The sequence below is a fragment of the Clostridium sp. SGI.024 genome (assembly GCF_050315195.1).
Lineage (GTDB): Bacteria > Bacillota > Clostridia > Clostridiales > Clostridiaceae > Clostridium.
Genome location: NZ_JBNPON010000059.1, coordinates 1 through 20,830, shown reverse-complemented (window position 1 = coordinate 20,830; position 20,830 = coordinate 1). Strand labels below are relative to the sequence as shown.

Genomic DNA, 20,830 nt, shown 5'->3' with positions numbered 1-20,830 from the left:
ATTTTATTAATGCAAAGCAAATCAGCAACTAATACACTAAATATTTTTATATATTTTTATAATACTTCACACCATTTTGCTCTTTACGTTTACATTATACTAAAAACGTTTTCATTTGTATATATATTTTTTTATTTGAAATACACTTTTTTTAAAATTTCTTTTATTTAATTTCTTCTTCCTAATTAACCTAATTTCAGCTATACTAGATACTTTTCACAATAAACAAAAACAATAAAAAGGTATGAAGTAAATCTGATGCTTCATACCTTTTTTATTTAAATATTATTAGTTATTTTTTATTGTGATATATTATTAATCCAGTTCACTTTTTCCTTGCTAAATATTCCATTAGCAGCTTCTAATTGTTCTTGAGTTTCTATTATATATGGAGTTTCTACTGATCCTATTCCCTTAAATGCCATTTCATATTTTCCATTTGTTATTGTTTTTAAGTCTAAGCTAATGAATTGAGCATCATATCCGCCTCTATTTCTATCTTCATAGAAGAAAGCAATTTTACCATCTTTTTGAACACTAAATGTAGAATATGCACTAGCTAAAGGTTGTACCATATAGAAGTTACTTGCACTCCATCCATTTACATATTCAGTAGCAGTACTTTCACTACTCTTAACTTCTTTAAAGAATATACCAACTCCTTGTCTTAAATTATTTAATGTTGGAATTGATTGTAATGCTACATATGTATATTCATTAGTTTCAGTATCTTTTGCATATACAATATATGTTTCACCATTAGTTGCTTTTCCTTTTCCAAGCACTAATGATTTTTGTTTGCTTTCCCAACTACCACTTGTATAGTTTCCGTCATTATTATATTTGAACACATTTATAAATCTTCCTGAACCTGTTCTACTTGCAAGAACAACATTTCCATTTGGTAATTCTTCTACTTTAGCTTCATCTCCATTTGGTATTGGTGAAGTAGTTCCTCCAAGAATATTCCATGATTCTCCAAAGTTATCTGAGTAAATAACAAAATTTCCTTTTCCACTAACAAGAATTGCCGCATATATTCTATAATAATCTTTAACTTTAATATATCTAGATTGCATTATTCTTCCAGATGTTACAAATAATCTTGACCATGAAGAATCAAAATTATAAATTTGTTCTGTTAAATCATTTGGTCTTGAGAAGTTTGCTCCTCCATCAGTAGACACAAAGCTTGAAACTCTAATAGGATTGTTTCTAGTAGAAACATAATTTGGGTTATCATGCCAATATCCTTTACTTCCTGTAGCTGCTAAAATTAAAACTTTATCTGATTCACGGTCTGCAACTATAGCAGCATCACCAAAGCCATAACCTGCATTGCTATAATCTTTTGTTAAATTAATTTCATTTGACCAATTTTCCCCGTTATCTGTTGAAGATTTTAATAAAAGATCAATACGATGATTTCCTAAATCTCCTGCATGATTATATCTTAAATCATTAATAGCTAATAATGTTCCGTCATTTGTTGTTGTAATAGCAGGAATTCTATAATAATTAGTTCCTACTGGATTTTCCCATAATGTAATACTTCCTTCTGGTTTTGGATATGCTGGTTCATATTCTATTGTCCAAACAGTTGCTTCAGGAGCGCTACTTGTAAATGTTACATAATTTTCATCTAATCCATATGTTAAATATTGATTATTAGCAGTAGATTTAATTCTAAATCCATGTAAAACTTTTTCAAGTAAATATGTACCCTTTTCAGCTCCACCATTTTTATCTGATACAACATATGAAAGATTATCATAGCTATGACCATTACCTTTAACATACCAAGTTGTTCCTACATTCTTTAGGTAAGCTTCATTACCATTTTTTTGAATATTCCATAAAAACTTATTATTATATTCATATTTACCCTTTTGTAACCAGCCTACTTGAGCTCCACCACTATCATATAATGTAGAATTTTTATCTTTACTATAAATAATATAATTATCTACAGCATCGTCTCTAACTTCTTCTATTTTCCAAATACTTGCCTTAGAAGAATCATCTGTAAAAGTTACATAATTCCTATTTTCACCAAAAGTCAAGTATTTGTGATTAGTATTAGATTTTAATTTGTAACCATCTTCAGCTTTTTCAAATAAATAAATTCCTTTTGCACTTCCACCATTTTTATCAGAAACAACATTATCACATATATGAAATTTCCCATTCCCTTTAACATAATAATTTGTTCCTTCATTTTTTAGATAAAAACCTTCTGCATTTTTTTCAATTTTCCAACTGAAGCTTTTGTCAAAGTCTAAATAGTTTCCTTGTCTTATCCATCCTTCATTAACTCCGTTATCATCATATAGTGCATTTTTTGTACTGCCACTATAAATAATGTAACTTTTAGTTGAATCAATACTAGCAGTATTATCTATAGGTGCTGCTTGTACTTTGGAAAAACATAATGTCATAGTTGCAATTGCACATGCCGTCGATAAGATTTTACTGAATAATTTTTTCTTCATAAGTTTTCCTCCAATTATTTAATAATAAAAAGCTAATCAGCAAATAATATAAAAAATATTCTTATCTATTTTTATAATACTTTTTACATCCTCTTAACGTTAACGTTTACGTTTACATTATACTAAAAACGTTTTCAATTGTATATATTTTTTAGGTGATTTTAAATAAATTTTTTTGATTTTATTTTTTATTTTTAAATTATCTTTTCTTTATTTTGTTCTTCCTAATTAAACTAATTTCAGCTGTACTAAATACTTTTCTTAAGAAACAAAAACAATAAAAGGGTATGAAGTAATATTATCTTCATACCCTTTTTATTTTCTGCTTATTTATTATCTTTTATTTCTTTTTCTTGCTAATAATCCAGCTAATCCACCAGCACTAAGTAATGCACCGCCTATTAACATAGAAACATTTGTAATATCTCCTGTATTAGCTAAGCCTTTTAATGATAAAGAAAGATTTTTATCTTTTGCATTAGATTCTTTATCATCAACTTTTACTGTTTCTCCTGGTTGTACTTGATTGCCTGAATTTTCACTATCTAATTGCTTTTCATCTTCAAATGGATTTACTAGTTCTGATTCTGATTTTGTACTAAATATAAAGTTAGCTGCTTCAGACTCAGCACCATCTTTATTTACTGCTTTAACAGTAATACTATATTCTTTACCTGGTTCAAGATTTTCTAATTCAAATCTTTCTTCTGTAATGATATCGCTATTTAAACGTTCACCTTTTTCATTGTAAATATTATATCCAACAGTCACTCCATTATCATTAGCTTTATTCCATGTTATAACAGCGCTATTTGCAGTTCTAGCTGCAGCTGATACTTCTCCTGGAACTTCAGGTGATACTTTATATGTCCAATTAACTTTTTCATTTTTAAATACTTCATTAACTGCTTTTGCTTGTTCTTCTGTTTCTACAACATATGGACTCTTTACAGAGCCAATTCCTGTAAATGCCATTTCATATTTTCCATTAGTTATAGCTTTTAAATCTAAAGTAATAAACTCACCATCATATCCATCGTTTTCTTTTCTATCTTCATAAAAGAAAGCAATTTTTCCATCTTTTTGTATACTCATTGTAGAATATCCACTATCTTTTGGTTGAACCATATAGAAATTGTCTTCACTCCAACCATTTATAAATCCATCAACATTTACATCATTATCAGTAAGTTCTTTATAGTAAATCCCTACTCCTTTTCTTGTTTTATTTAAAGTAGGAAGTGATTGTAATGCTAAATACTTGTATTCATTAGTTGCAGTATCTTTTGCATATACTATATATGTTTCTCCATTACATGCTGATCCGTCTCCAAGTGTTAGTTTCTTAAAAGAAGATTCCCATTGTCCTTTAGTAAATGTTGAATCATTCTTATCATAAGTAAATATATTAATATTTCTTCCACTATTTGTTCTACTTGCAAGGACTACATTACCATTTGGTAATTCTTCTATTTTAGCTTCATCAGCATTATTGATAGGAGTTATAGCTCCTCCAAGAACATTCCATGTATCACCAAAGTCATCTGAATATAGAACATAATTCCCTCCATTTGCACTGCCTTTTCCAACTAAAATTGCTGTATATATTCTATAATACTCTCCAACTTTAACATATCTTGATTGCATAATTCTACCAGAAGCTGCAAATAATCTTGTCCAAGATTGATCTAAATCATAAATTTTCTTAGTTATATCTTCTGGTTGAGAAAAAGTTTTTCCTCCATCTTCTGAAACAAGTTTTACTACTTTAATAGGATTTTGTCTAGTAGATACATAAGCACTATTTGCATGCCAGAATCCCTTATCTCCTGCTGCTGCAAGGATTATAACCTTATCTGAATTACGATCTGCTACCATTGCTGCATCACCAAATCCATAATTTGCCCTGCTATTATTAACTGTTAAATTTTTATGTTCTGTCCAATTCACTCCATTATCATCTGAACTTTTAATTAAAAGATCTATTCTATGATTACCTAAGTCTGATGCATAATCATATCTTAAATCATTAATTGCTAATAACCTTCCATCATTAGTAGTTGCAATAGCTGGAATTCTATAGAATTCATTACCATTTGGATTCTTCCATAAAGTAATACTACCTTCTGGCTTTTCAAACTTAGGTGCAATTTCTAACTTCCAAAGAGCTCCTTCAGAAACATTGTTTGCAAATGTTATATAATTTCTATCTTGTCCAAATCTTATGTATTTATTATTAGTTAAAGATTTTATTTTATATCCACCTATAACCTTTTCAAATTTATAACTTCCTTTTTCATTTCCTCCATTTTTATCTGAAACAACATAATCTTTATTATTTAAATTTAGTGGATTTCCTTTAACATACCAAGATGTTCCAACATTCTTTAAATATAAACCTGTCTCGTTCTTTTCAATTTTCCAAGAATATACTCCATTAAATTCTGCATATGTACCTTTTTGTAGCCAACCTACATCTTTTCCACCACTATCATATAATGCATTAGTTTTATTATTACTATAAATAATATATTCCTTAGAAGCATCATATGCTGGCTTTTCTTCTATTTTCCAAACACTTGCAGCAGAAGCACTACCAGTAAATGTTACATAATCTCTATCTTGTCCATATTTAATGTACTTTCCATTTGATACTGACTTTAATTTATATCCACCTTCAGCTTTTTCAAGCAAATATTCACCTTTTTGTGATCCACCACTTTTATCAGAAACAACATATTCATTAGGATTATTATTTGAAGTTTTAGCAACTCCTTTTACATACCAATTTGTTCCTTCATTCTTTAAATAAAAGTTATTTCCATTTTTCTCAATCTTCCAACTATAGCTGTTATCAAAGTCTAAATAGTGTCCTTGACGTAACCATCCTTCATTATTTCCACCATCATCATATAATGTAGTTTTTATATCTCCACTATAGATAATGTAGCTTTTAGATTGGTCAATACTATTTGTATTCTCTAGAGGCGCAGCTTGTACTTTAGAGAAACAAATTGTCATAGTAGCCATTGCACATACTGCTGATAAGATTTTCTTGAAACTTTTTTTCTTCATAAAATACCCTCCTTTTATTTAATAATTCAAGTCTAATCACTTACTTACATAACAAATATTCTATTTATCTTACACCCCTTCACATAATATTTATACATGTAAATTATACATAATTCGATTTTATTTGTAAACGTTTTTATTAACTTTTATTAATTTTTTAATCATAATTTATTTGAAATAAAAAAGGTACAAAGTAATATGATCCTTCATACCTTTTCTATTTTATATTATTGTTTTCTACTTACTATTATCTTTTATTTCTTTTTCTTGCTAATAATCCAGCTAATCCACCAGCACTAAGTAATGCACCGCCTATTAACATAGAAACATTTGTAATATCTCCTGTATTAGCTAAGCCTTTTAATGATAAAGAAAGATTTTTATCTTTTGCATTAGATTCTTTATCATCAACTTTTACTGTTTCTCCTGGTTGTACTTGATTGCCTGAATATTCACCAGCTAATTGCTTTTCATCTTCAACTGGTTCTACTTCTTTTTTACCATCTTCAATTGGATTTACTAGTTCTGATTCTGATTTTGTACTAAATATAAAGTTAGCTGCTTCAGATTCAGCACCTTCTTTATTTACTGCTTTAACAGTAATACTATATTCTTTACCTGGTTCAAGATTTTCTAATTCAAATCTTTCTTCTGTAATGATATCACTATTTAAACGTTCACCTTTTTCATTGTAAATATTATATCCAACAGTCACTCCATTATCATTAGCTTTATTCCATGTTATAACAGCGCTATTTGCAGTTCTAGCTGTAGCTGATACTTCCCCTGGAACTTCAGGTGATACTTTATATGTCCAATTAACTTTTTCATTTTTAAATACTTCATTAACTGCTTTTGCTTGTTCTTCTGTTTCTACAACATATGGGTTCTTTTCAGAACCAATTCCTGCAAATGCCATTTCATATTTTCCATTAGTTACAGTTTTTAAATCTAAACTAATAAATTGAGTATCATAACCACCAGAATTTCTATCTTCATATAAGAAAGCAATCTTACCATCTTTTTGAATAGCCATTGTAGAATAAGCACTATCTCTTGGTTGTACCATATAGAAGTTATTTGAATTCCAACCACTTATAAAATCATTAACAGTAGAGTCGCTGCTATTAATTTCTTTATAATATATTCCTACACCTTTTCTTGAATTTCCTACTGTAGGAAGTGATTGTAATACTAAATATTTATATTCATTAGTTGTAGTATCTTTTGCATATACTATATATGTTTCTCCATTACATGCAGATCCATTACCAAGTGTTAATTTCTTAGGGCTAGCTTCCCATTGCCCTTTACTAAATGTTGTATCATTTTTATCATAAGTAAATACATTAATTAATCTTCCTGTTCCTGTTCTACTTGTAATAACTACATTACCATTTGGTAATTCTTCAATCTTAGCTTCATCTCCAGCTGGTACTGGTGAAGTAGCATTTCCAAGAAGCTTCCATGTATCACCAAAGTCATCTGAATAGATAATATAATTTCCCGCATTACTATTACCTTTTCCAACTAAAATCGCTGCATATATTCTGTAATAATCTCCAACTTTAACATATCTTGATTGCATTATTCTACCTGATGCTACAAAAAGTCTTGTCCAAGATGTATCTAATCCATATATTTCATCTGTTACATATTCTGGTTCTGAAAAAGTTTTTCCACCGTCATTTGAAACAAGCTTTGCTACTTTAATTGGATTTTGTCTAGTAGATACATATGCTCTATTACTATGCCAGAATCCTTTATCTCCTGCTGCTGCAAGGATTATAACCTTATCTGAATTACGATCTGCTACTATTGCAGCATCACCAAATCCATAGTTTGCACTACTATTCTTAACTGTTAAATTTGTCTCATTAGACCATGTTACTCCATTATCAGTTGAGTTTTTAATTAAAAGGTCTATTCTATGATTACCTAAGTCAGCTGCATTATTATATCTTAAATCATTTATTGCTAATAATGTTCCATCATTAGCTGTTCCTATAGCAGGAATTCTATAGTAATTCTTATATATAGCATTATCCCATAAAGTTATACTTCCTGCTGGTTTTGGATAAGCTTCTTCTTCTTGTATTTTCCAAACACTTGCTGTAGCAGAGCTATCTGCAAAAGTTATATAATTCCCAGCATTTTGTTGGCCTTGTAATAAATATTTACCAGTATTATTGCATTTTATTTTATAGGAGCCACCAGTATTAAAAATTCTCTCAAATGTATATTCACCTTTTGCAACTCCATTAGTTTTTTCTGTTAGTGCATAATTTATAGTTTTTCCATTAACTGTTCCATGAGTTTCTTTAAGATATGATTTTGTTAGTAAATTCTTTATGTATAAGCCTGTATTTCCTTCTTCAAAACTCCAAGTAAATTTCTTTTGGAATTTTGCATATGCATCTTTTCTTACCCATCCATCAGTGTTTCCACCATCATCAAATATTGTATTATTTGTATTTGTACTATAAATAATATAATTTTTTGATGAATCTACTGTAGGAGCTTCTTCTATTTTCCAAACACTAGCATCAGAAGCGTTATTTGTAAAAGTTACATAATTATCTGATACGCCATGTTTTAAATACTTATTATTTGATACTGATTTTAATTTATATCCATCTTCAACTTTTTCAAAAGAATATGCCCCTTTATCATTTCCATTATTTGCTTTATCAGAAACTACATATGAAGTAGTAACTGAATTTTTAACTACTTCTTTACTTTCTCCCTTAACATACCAAGTTGTTCCTTCATTCTTTAAATAAAAGTTATTACCATTTTTCTCAAGTTTCCACTTAAAATTCTTATCAAAGTCTAAAAATTTACCTTGACGTAACCATCCTTCATTATTTCCACCATCATCATATAGTGTCTTATTGGTATCTCCACTATAGATAATGTAGCTTTTAGATTGGTCAATACTATTTGTATTCTCTAGAGGCGCTGCTTGTACTTTAGAGAAACAAATTGTCATGGTTGTCATTGCACATAATGCCGCTAAGATTTTCCTGAAACTTTTTTTCTTCATAAAACCCCTCCTTTTATCTAATAATGCAAATCTAATCTCTCACTTATATTGTAAATATTCTATTTATTCTTCAATTCCTTACATCATTTTTTGCACAGATAGATTATACAAAATTCGACTTTATTTGTAAACGTTTTTTTAATTTTTTGTTAACTTTTATTAATTTCTCAATTTTTTATCATAATTTATTCCAAATTGAAAAGGATATAAATATTACATTCTTTGATAGCTAAGAAGCTCAACTCTTAAGAATATAATATATATATCCCTTCTATACTTAAGGAAATTAATTAAAAAAATTTATCCATATAATACTATTTTTATAAATTTATAAAAAAAGAGCTGTAAAAACAGCTCAAATTTACTTAACTTTAAATTCTTCTACAGCACTTCTAGTTACTCTAAGTTTTTCTTCTATTCCCTTTAAATTATTTCTTGCCATTCCTAAAAATAACATATCAATAACTGCTAATTGTGAAATTCTTGAACTCATTGCTCCTTCTCTTAAGGATTTTTCAACAAAAGGAACTCTTAAAACTATATCTGACATATCTGCTAATGTATTATTTATGCTTGCTCTTGTAATTGATATAACTGGTATTCCATAATTTTTAGCATTATATACACACTTAAGAACTTCCTTAGTTTCTCCTGAATAAGATATTGCAATAGCCACATCTCCCTCTTCCATAAGTGCAGATGCTGTCATTTGAAGATGAGTATCACTGTGAGCTATACATCTTACATTAATTCTACTTAATTTATAATAAAAATCCATACCTACTAAACTTGAACTACCAACACTAAAGATATAAACATTTTTAGCTTTATTTAATAATTCAATAGCCTTTTCTAATTCTTCTTCTTTTAAAAGACCAATAGTTTGATTCATTATAGAATCTATAGAGCTTTTTACTCCTCTTATTATATTCTTTGTAGATAAATCACTATGAAGATATTCGAAATCTGAATTATCATCACTTTGTAAATTAAGAGATAACTGCAGCTTCATTTCATTTAAAGAATCAAAGCCTATTTTTTTTGAAAATCTAACTACAGTTGGTGCAGATGTATTTGTAATATCTCCAATTTCCTTTGCTGACATACTAATTATACTTTTCTTATTACTTAGTAAATATTCTGCTATTAACTTTTCCCTATCAGTAAAACTATCAAAGTTTTGTTTAATATACTGCAATACGTTCATTTTCACACCCTACAATTCTTTTATTTATTAAAATTAAATCGAAACTTTTTACCACCTTGTATATATTTTAATAAATATAAATCTTTTTGTAAAATAGAAGCTACAACATTTGTTCTTGAATCCTTTTCTTGATTCATTTTTAAAATTTGAAGTTCTCCCATATATCTTAAATAATTCTTATTATCTATAGTTATATCTCCAACTTCTTTATTAACATTATTATAAGGTTCTATAATGTCTTCCTTTAATATTAATCTACTTTCACTTGCTCTAATAGCATCTCTAGCTTCATCAGTTCTTGCAGAATAAACTTCATTTAATAACCTAAGTGTAATTTCATCATTAGATTTTACTTTTATATCTAATTCTATAACTTCTGGATTTAATGATGACAACTCCTTAAGTTCTTCTATGCTTGGTAATGAATCCCCAATAAATACTGATGTATTTCCTAAAGCAAATAAATGATTAGCAGCTTCCCTAACTGCCATTCCCCTATGATATTCAAGTGTAGGAAGTCCATCTTTTAAAGGACTTCTTTTTCTATTATTAGACTGAACAAACGCACAAGGTTTAATTTCTCTTTCTTTAAGGATACTATTTTTCTTTATCATACACTCTTCAGAAATTCCTGTTCCTATCCTTGGATAAAAATTATGAAGAGCATCTATATTCTCATAGTCTGGAGAGTATCTATCAAGTTTTTTGAAGAATTCTTCTGTAATAGTAGAAGCATTTAATTGAATTTTAATTCCATATTTATTTTTACTCATCTTAGCAATATCTTCTTCACTATATCCAAAATCAATTCTTATAGTTTTAACTCCCATATCTCTTAAGCCTTTTAAATCCATATCATCTAAATCTAAAAATTTAAAAGTATTAGGTGAAATATCACTAATTATATCCATATCATAATCTTTTGCTAACTCAAAGAATTCTTTTACTTCTGCCTTTAAGACTTCATAATTTGCTTCTGGTATATGTAATGAAGTAAATATTCTAGTAAAACCTAGGTTATGCGCATCCTTTAATAACTTTATATTTTCTTCCTTACTATTATCTAAACCAAAATAAACTGAAAATCCAAAACTCATATATAATCACCTCTAAAATCTATCTATTAAAACCATTGCAAATATCCTTCAAATTTTTGATACATGTCTCTCCAAGCTTCATAATTTGGGTTATTCTATATTAAATTATTCTACTGGATCTTCAAATCCAAGAATTTCTGTAAATAAGTATCCTGCTGCATATGATGCAAGTACTCCTATTAAGAATACAAACATCTTTCCATCTGCTATTAATAATGCAAGTGGTAATCCAGATACTCCCATCGCAACTGCTCCAACTTTGAAGAAAGCCATTACCGCTCCACCTACTCCTGCTCCTAAGCAAGCTCCTAAGAAAGGCTTTCCTAGTGGTAAAGTTATACCATATATTAATGGTTCTCCAATTCCTAAGAATCCTGGTACTAATCCATTTTTAGCTGTCTTCTTTAATCTTTCATTTTTAGTTCTTCTAAGTACTGCAATAGTTGCTCCAACTTGTGCCATTCCTGCTGTTGCTAATATAGGTAATAATACTGTAAATCCTACATTTGCAATTAAATCTGCATGAATAGGAGTTAATGCTTGATGCATACCTGTCATAACTAATGGTAAAAATAGTGCTCCTGATACTGCTCCTGAAATAACTGAAACAAACATATTATCTGATGCAATTGTTTGTGCAACTACTGATCCTATTGAATCTGAAATAAAACCACCAATTGGTTGTAATATAAATAATGCTGCTAAAACTGATAAAATTAATGTTACTAATGGTGTTACAAATAAGTCAAGTACATCTGGTACAAATTTTCTACAAACCTTTTCAATGTAAACAGCTAAAACTACTACTAGAATTACTGAAATAATACCACCACGACCTGGAGTTAAAGGTTTACCTAAAATAGTAATGTTAGCTAATGCTGCTGATGATAAAATACCACCAAGCACTCCACCCATCATTGGCATATCTGAACCAAATTCTTTAGCTGCATTTACACCAACTAAAATTGATAGTATTGAGAATACTCCATTACCTATAAGTCCAATTATTTGAGCTGCTGTAGTTGATTTATATGCATCTCCAAACTCAACACTACAAATATTATTAACAGCTAAAACTAAACCACATGCTACAAATAAAGGTATCATTGGAATAAATACATTTCCTAATTTCTTCAATATATTTTTAAATTTAGTATCATTCTTAGCTTTTAATTTTTCTTTAGTTGCTTTAACTGCATCTTCTCCTATTAGAACTTTTTTTCCAACAATCTTACTTACTTCTGCTGTTACTTTATTTACTTTTCCTGGTCCATAAATTACTTGAAGTTGTCCTTCAGCTTTAACTACACCTAAAGCACCTTCTGATTTTTTAATCATTTCAATATCGGCCTTAGAGTAATCTTTTAATTCTAATCTGCAGCGAGTCATACAATTCGCTACAGATAAGATATTTTCTTTTCCACCAACTAATTCTACTAAATTTTTAGCAATTTCTGTGTTTGTCATAATTACATCCTCCGTAAAGTTTTATTTAATGCTTTATAAAAATTTATTTTTATTCAATACTTTTTAAAGCTTCAGCAATATACCCTTTATTGGCATCTAAAATTTTCTTTGCTTCATCTTTATTTAATTCTGAAAGAATCATAAATATTGAAAGTTTAACATCAAAGTCAGTTTCTTTTAATATATTTTCTGCTTTTTCTCTTTCTACGCCTGTTGCTTCACAAACTATTTTCTTTGCTCTTTCAACTAGCTTTTCATTTGTTGCTCTTACATCAACCATTAAGTTACCATAAACCTTACCTAGTTTTATCATGGCTCCTGTTGATAACATGTTTAAAACTAATTTTTGTGCTGTACCAGATTTCAATCTTGTTGATCCTGTAACAACTTCTGCTCCCACTACTGGTGCTATTGAAATTTTAGCTACTTTTGAAACTTCTGAATCTTTATTACAAGTAATGGATACTGTTACAGCGCCTATTTCATTTGCATATTCTAATGCACCTATAACATATGGTGTTCTTCCTGAAGCTGCTAGTCCAACCACAACATCATTTTCATTTAAATTTCTATTTTTTAAATCTTCTACTGCTAATTCCTTAGAATCTTCTGCTCCCTCTTTAGCTCTAAATATTGCTTCTTTCCCACCTGCAATAACTCCTTGAACTAAATCTTCTGAAACTCCATATGTTGGAGGGCATTCAGATGCATCTAATATTCCAAGTCTTCCGGAAGTACCAGCACCTATATAAATCAATCTTCCTCCCTTGTGCATTCCTTTAACGATTTCATCAATAGCCTCTGCAATCTTTGGTAATTCTGCTTCAACTGCTGCTGCAACCTTTTTATCTTCATTATTTATAATTTTTACCATATCTAATGTTGAAACTTTATCAATATTTAATGTATCTTCATTTCTACTTTCTGTTGTAAGTTTAGCTAAATCTATACTTTTCATTTAAATACCTCCGAATAAGTAAGCTCTATATCTTTATTACAATAGTATATTATCATATTTGAAATTTCGTTTCAATACTAATTTATAAAATTTTAAATTTCATTTCAGAAAACCTTTTAATAAAATGTAATAAGAGAACAATAACTTCTAAAATTCAAAGCAAAAAGGAAGCTAAGTTACTATTGAACTTAACTTCCATAATAAAATTCATTATTTTATTCTAATTACTTTTATGAAATACTATTTCAAATTATAAGTTATAAAACTGGGTAAATAATTTTATAGTGTATACATTATCCTTAACTGCTGCTAATTCTCTAATAGAATGCATTGAAAGTAATGGAGCACCCATATCCATTACAGGTATAGTTAATAGTGATGATGTAATTGGTCCTATAGTAGTTCCACCTCTTACATCTGATCTATTAAAGAACTTTTGATATGGAACTTCTGCTGAATTACAAAGGCCTTCAAATATAGCTGCATTATAGCTATCTGTGCTATAGCTTCCTGAGGCTGCTGTTTTTAATACTGGTCCCTTTCCTAATACAGGTCTATTAGTTGGATCATGCTTTTCTTCTAGGTTTGGATGAACAGCATGAGCTAAATCTGCAGAAATCATTAATGAATTTGCTAAAGCTCTGTGAAGACCTTCTCTATCTTTTCCTAAAGCTAAAGTTATTCTTTCTAATATATTTAATAATAAAGCTGAATTTGCACCTTGAGCAGTTAAGCTTCCTATTTCTTCATTATCCATACATACCATAACCTTAGTTGACTTGTTTGGTTTGCTTTCTATTAAGGCTTGAATACCTGCATAAACCATCCACATATCATCTAATCTTCCAGCTGAAATAAATTCTTCATTTAAGCCTATAATAGCTCCCTTTTCAATTTCATAAAGACCTAAATCAAAACCAAGTATATCAGATGTGTCTACCTTTAGTTCTTCTGCTAGAATCTTAAGTAAATATCCATCCTTTTCAAACTTTTCATTTATAAGGCTTAATAAAGGTAATGTATCTTTTTGTTTATTAATGTTAAGCCCTTCATTTACACTTCTATTCATATGAATAGCAAGACTTGGAATAATTAATAATGGTTTGTTGATATTTACAAGCTTAACTTCTGGCTTTAATGGTGAACTTCCTTTTATAGTGACCTTACCTGCAATACCTAAAGGTCTATCAAACCAAGTATAAAGAATTGGGCCACCATAAACTTCAGTATTTAATTTTAAATAAGTTCCTTCTGAAACCATTTCTGGATTTGCTTTTATTCTAAATCCTGGTGAATCTGTATGTGCTCCTATTAGTTTAAAGCCAGCTTCTTCAATATCTCCATTTCCAATAGTAAAGGCAATAAGAGCTGAATCATTTTTTATAACATAATACTTACCTTCTTTTTGTAAGTTCCACTTATCACTTTCTTTTACTTCATTAAATCCATTTAGCTCTAATCTCTCTCTTATAGTTTTTACAGAATGATGAGCTGTTGGACTTTTATATAAAAAATCAATTAAATCTAATGCTAAATTCTTTTCCATTTGTATCCTCCTAAAGTATTTTAATTTTATTATATCATATAATATATTTTATCAAGAAATATTCTTAATAATACTTAACCCTTAATATATAAAGATTTATACTAGTATTCTAAATTTAAAAACTCAATGATTTAGATTTTCTTATTGTTATTCTATTTCCTGGAATAAATGAAGGAATTTTTTCAAAAAAATAACACCTACTGTGGGAGCAATAGGTGTTATTTTTAAGATTTTGTTATTAGAAAAATTCATATATATGGATAAATAATACATATATAATATATAATATATAATATGGTACCTTTATTTTATTTTTAATTATATATTTAGTCAATAATTTCCCTTTTTTCTAATCTATTACTACAATTTTTATTGTATTATACATATTTAAATAGAACTCTAAAAATATCTCTACTATAATTATTGAATTTTTAGCAATTGAAAATAAAAGAATAACACCTAATGATGGGAATATTAGGTGTTATCTTTTTTTCGTATAATATTGAGCATAAAATTAGTATTAATAATGTAATTTTATTTCACAACTATATATTTAGTCAATAATTGCATGTAATTTATATCATTATCTACATTTTTTGTTGTTTTATACACTTGAATATAGAAAACTACTATATATTTAATAAAATGAAATAATCTTATTTTTCTATTTCTATTGCAATTGAAATTGCTATACTTTGGTATATAATAAATTTATGACGCTTTGGAACAATATAATATAATTAGTTATAGTTTTTAATATTATTTTCTGTTAATAATTTAAAATAAAGTATATAAATAGTTATTATATAAAAACTATGACTTATTAAAAAAAACATAAATATTATTTATTAAAGATAATAATAAATTTATATAGATAGGAGTGATATAATGATTTCTAAGTTTTTAGTTAATAAATTTATTAAAAATAGTGAAGATATAAAAAACCCTAAAGTTCGTAATGCTTATGGAACCTTAGGTGGTGTAGTTGGAATAGTAATTAATTTTATTTTATTTTTAATTAAATTCTTTGTAGGTATGTTAGTTGGATCTATAGCAATTTCTGCTGATGCTTTTAATAACTTATCAGATGCAGGTTCTTCTATAATTACTATAATCGGATTTAAAATGGCAAGTAAACCTGCTGATGCTGAGCATCCATTTGGACATGGAAGAATAGAATATTTATCTGCACTTATAGTAGCCTTTTTAGTAATGCTTGTAGGAATTCAATTTATTAAATCTTCAGTAGAAAGAATATTAAATCCTACAACAATAACTTTTGAATTAATACCTTTTATCCTTTTATTAATTTCTATTAGTTTTAAAGTTTGGCTATCAGCCTTTAATAAATTTGTAGGTAATAAAATTAATTCCTCTGCCCTAAAAGCTGCAGCAACAGATGCCTTAGGAGATGTATTCACTTCAAGTACTGTTGTAGTTTCTTTCTTACTTGCAAAGTTTACTTCCTTCCCACTAGATGGATATATTGGAGTTTTTGTAGCTTTAGCAATATTATATGCTGGCTTTGGCTTAATTAAGGAAACTTTAAATCCATTACTTGGAGAAGCACCTGATCCTGAACTTGTAAATGAAATATGTGAAAGAGTATTATCTTATCCTCTTATTTCTGGTGTTCATGACCTTATAATTCATAATTATGGTCCTGGAAGAATTATAGCTTCACTTCATGCTGAAATACCAGCTGATAAAGATATAATGGAAATTCATAATGTAATAGATAAGGTAGAAAGAGAAATATCAAGAGACTTAAACATACATTTAGTAATCCATATGGACCCTATTTGTGTTATTACTGATGAAATTAAGGAAACCTGGGATTATGTTGAAACTGTTCTTAGGAAATATCCTGAAATTAAATCTATGCACGATTTTAGAATAGTTGGAGAAGGTGATAATAAAAACCTTATATTTGATATAGTTGTTTCGCCTTCAATCTCTGGCCATAAAATGAAAAAGGAAAATATGCTTCGTGATATTAAGGATTCAATTCATTCTGAGCATCCTCAATATAACTGTGTAATTACAGTAGACTACGACTTCATGGAATAGTAGTCAGATGATAAAGGATATGTTGCTTTCTCCGTCGCTTTGCTCCAAGTCGACACAACATATCCTTTATCATCTTTCCTTTTCATAATGAAGGTAATATTAATTATTTTACTTCTTCATTAATTATTGCCTCTAAAAAGTCATCTTTACCTTCAAAAAATGAACTAGCTTTTAAAGTTACTTCTTTATCTGGATAAATTGAATCTACATCTTCTTTAGTTGTTTTAAAATAATTACTTGAATAATAAACTGTAATATTAGTATTGGATAAATATAACTGCTTCACTTCTCCAAAGTGATTAGGTTGTCCTCCTGTTGATTCACCTACCAAAGTGGCATTTGTATTCTTTTTTAAATCCATTGTATTTAATATAGCTGAAGAAAATGTTGATCTTCCTATAATTGCATAAAGTTTTCCTGTTTTATTAATATCCTCTCTTTCATTTATAGCCTCTAAAAAACTATTGAAAATTGCTGAGTTTCCACCACCATTATCCCTAAAATCTACTACTAACTTATCAGGGTTATTTTTATCAACAACTTGAAAAACATCATTAGTAAATTCTTTAAATGAATATCCTTCCATATTGCTACATGAATTATATTTAACATAAACTATATTCTCATCTTCTAAATATTTAAACCAATATTTATCATTATTATTTTGTTTCGAAAGTGGTACTTTATCATTATTTTCTGATATAAACTTCATATTCTTATTATTTTTATAAGATAAAGCTTTAACAGTAATATCTCCATCAGTAAAGGTATATGTTACTTCATCATTATCAGCTATTCCACTGAAACTTAACAAATTTAAATTTGTTAATGAGTTTGAAAATTGATTTTTAAATATAGCACTATTATCCTTTGATATATAAGGCTTAATCATTTCTTTTACTTCTTCTATTTCATAACCATTTATAGCAATTAATTTTTGTCCCCAGTAATCCTTATAATTTTCTTCACCATCTATTAAATAAATTCCATCTTCAAACTCAAAAAATTTCAATGGAAAAAACTTAAGATTATCTAAACCTACACTAGTATGACTATCATTTATTGATGTAATTATCTTTACTAACTTTCCTTTTACTTCTTCATCAGTATAACTTGGAATATTTTTTATCAACTCATTTATTTCATTATTAAACTCTTCTTTTGATTTATAAAAAAATAAATTCTTATGTTTCTTTGGTAGTTTATCTTTTAAGAATTCAATATCCTTTATCCATTTCTCATTTCTATTGCTACTAGATATTCTTGCTGAGCTAGTAACTCTATTAAATATTTTATTGATAACAACTCCACCTACTATTAACATTAAGATTACAATTATCCCCAATATAATTAATATCTTTTTCTTTTTATTATTTTTCATAACTCCCCCATATTTAAATACTCGATCTGCTAAGTTATATAAACATTTCCCATACTAGTTTATTTTTCATGAATACAAGCACCAATAATAGATATTATTAATCCTATAAATGGTATAACTAATCCTATCCCCTTTGGCCCACCAGATGAACATAATATCAATGCTATACCAAATAAAATTATTGCAATACCTAACAAAATTATTTTCAATATATCATCCCCTAACTTAAATAATTCTTATTAAATATTAATTTAATTATCAATATTATTTATTACGTTTTCTAATCCATTCACTTCTTAAAATTGAATAAACCGCTAAACTACAAAATTCATTATTTCTAAATTGAATCTCTCTCAATGTTCCTTCATAAGTCATCTTACACTTTTTCATTACTTCCCCTGAGGCTACATTTCTAATATCATGTCTTGCACAAATCCTATTAAATTCTTCTATTTTAACTAATAAAGTATTATGAATATGCTCATAAGCCTTTCTCAATTCATCATCAATTATAATGACAATTTACTTTTTAGAATAAAGATAAGTAAAAATAATTCTGCCAAGTCCCATGCACAGAATGACAAGTAAATTAGATATAATAACAACACTTAAAATACTTCCTTGTAAAGTAAATAAATATTTAAGGTAAAGTATAGTTATTACTAATCCAATAACAAAATTAATTGATCTTAATTTAGAATTTATTCTAGCAATATTTTCATATCACTAACTAAATATATATTGCCAATAACTAAATAAGTAATTGCTTCTACTAAATTCAAAGAAATAAATTGAGATATAAATAAATTTACATAAACATTATTACTAGAGTAAAAATAATTTAATACAACTGCTAAAAGTGCAACTATTAAATTCACAGTAATTCCAGCATAAGATATTATTAAATCATCTTTATCTTTTAATAGATCAGCCTTATTTTCATCAACAAGTGCAGGTGTTGAAAAAAATAGATATGGCTTAACAGTTACTTTAATCCAATTCTCTTTACAACCAAACTTCCAATAAAAAAATGAATGTCCCAACTCATGCAACAAGATTACTAAATATAAAGCAAAGTAACTAATAATAATTTTAAATAATAATTCCATTTTATCTTCCTTAAAACCTCTCTTATAATTTAATATATTAACTCAATTTTAACATTTATTAAAAATATACATTTTAATTTCTAATCTATTATGAAGCTATGTTATTAGTTAATAATATAGCTACAATATCCATAAATTCATTAACCCTTTATCAATTTCCATTTTTTTCTTATATGTATATTGTACCTAAATATAGTATAATTTCAAAGTAATATTTTGAAATACCGTAATGGATGGATACTCTAAACTTTTAGAATTTGAACTTAATATAGGTATTAAATGCATTATACTAAAGTTTAAAACAAATGAAAAAAGCACTCCATCCCAACAAGAATAGTTGTGCTTTTTCATAAATATTAATTAAATCCAATCTTTTATAATTGATATTTTCTTTTCTGTAGCATTAAGCTCAATTTCACATCCTATTGGTAGTGTGAACATGGGATGTGTATGACAACAATCAAAATCTGCAATAAAAGGTATTTTTTTCTCTCCTAAGACTTCTAACAAAACTTCATATGACTTTCTACCTGTTTTTAAATCATCAAATAATTCATGTTTACCAAGTATTATTCCAGAAATCTTATCAAAAACACCATTTATTTTTAAAAGTGAAAAGCTTCTTTCTATTGTAGCAATATCTTTTAGTGAATCTTCTATAAAAAGTATATCTCCCTCTTTTATTTCAGGCATGTACTTACTTCCCCATATTCCTTCTATTGTATTTAGGTTTCCACCTATAACTCTACCACGTGCAATTCCATCACAAACTTTTATCCAAGAGTTAGCCCTTCTTTCTTTCTCCCTATCTTGGGTACTCCAATTAATATACTCATCACTCCAAAATTCAGGCATATTAAAACTATAGGGAAGTTCTGTATTATCTACAAGAATTTCTTTAAAATACTTATATGTATAATCTACAAAGGGAGGTAATTCACCAAAGGAAGCTACCAATGCAGGTCCATAATAAGTATTTATTCTTGTTTGTGCATATATAGCAAGTAAAATTGCAGTAATATCTGAATAACCTATTATTATTTTAGGATTTCTTTTAAATGCTTCATAATCTATATAAGGAAGAATAGAATTTGAATTCATACCCCCAATTGTAGAAATAATACACTTAATTTTGGGATTTCTAATTAATTCATTTAATTCTTCTGCTCTTTCTTTAATAGTTCCTGACCTATAGAAATCATGTTTTCCTGTAAGATTTCCTTCTATAATATTAAACCCCTTATCTTGCAAATATTTTTTAGCCCTTTTAAATCTTTTAGGACATGAATATGTTATAGGTGATGATGGTGAAAAAATGCCAATATAATCTCCAATCTTTAATTTCTCTACACTTTTCATTATTAATCCTCTCATTTATTTAT

14 protein-coding genes are annotated in these 20,830 nt (G+C 27.8%); 1 reads left to right on the top strand and 13 read right to left on the bottom strand.

Annotated features, from left to right (window positions below; genetic code table 11):
- Positions 1–299 precede the first annotated feature (299 nt).
- The 8 genes from ACQRD5_RS13745 to ACQRD5_RS13710 form a co-directional block, all read right to left on the bottom strand.
- A complete protein-coding gene (locus ACQRD5_RS13745) occupies positions 300–2,492 on the bottom strand; it encodes a sialidase family protein (protein ID WP_291632027.1) in 2,193 nt (730 codons plus the stop codon).
- Positions 2,493–2,825: 333 nt separating this feature from the next.
- Positions 2,826–5,567 (bottom strand): fibronectin type III domain-containing protein, encoded by a 2,742-nt coding sequence (locus tag ACQRD5_RS13740; RefSeq protein WP_427746959.1) that lies wholly within the window; start codon positions 5,565–5,567, stop codon positions 2,826–2,828.
- A 247-nt stretch (positions 5,568–5,814) separates the two neighbouring features.
- On the bottom strand, positions 5,815–8,613 hold the full coding sequence (locus tag ACQRD5_RS13735; RefSeq protein WP_427746958.1) for a fibronectin type III domain-containing protein: 2,799 nt from the start codon (positions 8,611–8,613) through the stop codon (positions 5,815–5,817).
- Positions 8,614–8,974: 361 nt separating this feature from the next.
- Positions 8,975–9,820 carry a MurR/RpiR family transcriptional regulator gene (locus tag ACQRD5_RS13730; RefSeq protein ID WP_291630047.1) on the bottom strand — a complete coding sequence of 282 codons (846 nt, stop codon included), beginning with the start codon at positions 9,818–9,820 and terminating at the stop codon, positions 8,975–8,977.
- Positions 9,821–9,840: 20 nt separating this feature from the next.
- Complete coding sequence (locus ACQRD5_RS13725; protein WP_291630045.1) at positions 9,841–10,917, bottom strand: DUF871 domain-containing protein; 1,077 nt, start codon at positions 10,915–10,917, stop codon at positions 9,841–9,843.
- 105 nt (positions 10,918–11,022) lie between these two features.
- Positions 11,023–12,384 (bottom strand): PTS transporter subunit EIIC, encoded by a 1,362-nt coding sequence (locus ACQRD5_RS13720; protein WP_321128864.1) that lies wholly within the window; start codon positions 12,382–12,384, stop codon positions 11,023–11,025.
- Between the two features lie 49 nt (positions 12,385–12,433).
- Positions 12,434–13,342 (bottom strand): N-acetylmuramic acid 6-phosphate etherase, encoded by a 909-nt coding sequence (gene murQ / locus ACQRD5_RS13715; RefSeq protein WP_291630041.1) that lies wholly within the window; start codon positions 13,340–13,342, stop codon positions 12,434–12,436.
- Between the two features lie 250 nt (positions 13,343–13,592).
- On the bottom strand, positions 13,593–14,888 hold the full coding sequence (locus tag ACQRD5_RS13710) for a M18 family aminopeptidase (protein ID WP_291630039.1): 1,296 nt from the start codon (positions 14,886–14,888) through the stop codon (positions 13,593–13,595).
- A gap of 888 nt (positions 14,889–15,776) precedes the next feature.
- Between ACQRD5_RS13710 and ACQRD5_RS13705 the strand changes: the two genes are divergently transcribed.
- Entirely contained in the window at positions 15,777–16,958 is a 1,182-nt protein-coding gene (locus ACQRD5_RS13705) for a cation diffusion facilitator family transporter (protein ID WP_294363963.1), read from the top strand.
- Positions 16,959–17,061: 103 nt separating this feature from the next.
- Here ACQRD5_RS13705 and ACQRD5_RS13700 read toward each other — a convergent pair whose 3' ends face one another.
- The 5 genes from ACQRD5_RS13700 to ACQRD5_RS13680 form a co-directional block, all read right to left on the bottom strand.
- On the bottom strand, positions 17,062–18,339 hold the full coding sequence (locus ACQRD5_RS13700; RefSeq protein WP_308780605.1) for a peptidase S41: 1,278 nt from the start codon (positions 18,337–18,339) through the stop codon (positions 17,062–17,064).
- Between the two features lie 59 nt (positions 18,340–18,398).
- On the bottom strand, positions 18,399–18,548 hold the full coding sequence (locus ACQRD5_RS13695) for a hypothetical protein (protein WP_294363966.1): 150 nt from the start codon (positions 18,546–18,548) through the stop codon (positions 18,399–18,401).
- A 55-nt stretch (positions 18,549–18,603) separates the two neighbouring features.
- Complete coding sequence (locus ACQRD5_RS13690; RefSeq protein WP_294364301.1) at positions 18,604–18,837, bottom strand: GNAT family N-acetyltransferase; 234 nt, start codon at positions 18,835–18,837, stop codon at positions 18,604–18,606.
- A 203-nt stretch (positions 18,838–19,040) separates the two neighbouring features.
- Positions 19,041–19,448, bottom strand: a complete 408-nt coding sequence (locus ACQRD5_RS13685; RefSeq protein WP_294167136.1) for a site-2 protease family protein — start codon at positions 19,446–19,448, stop codon at positions 19,041–19,043.
- Positions 19,449–19,808: 360 nt separating this feature from the next.
- Complete coding sequence (locus ACQRD5_RS13680; protein ID WP_294167140.1) at positions 19,809–20,807, bottom strand: S66 family peptidase; 999 nt, start codon at positions 20,805–20,807, stop codon at positions 19,809–19,811.
- Positions 20,808–20,830: the final 23 nt, after the last annotated feature.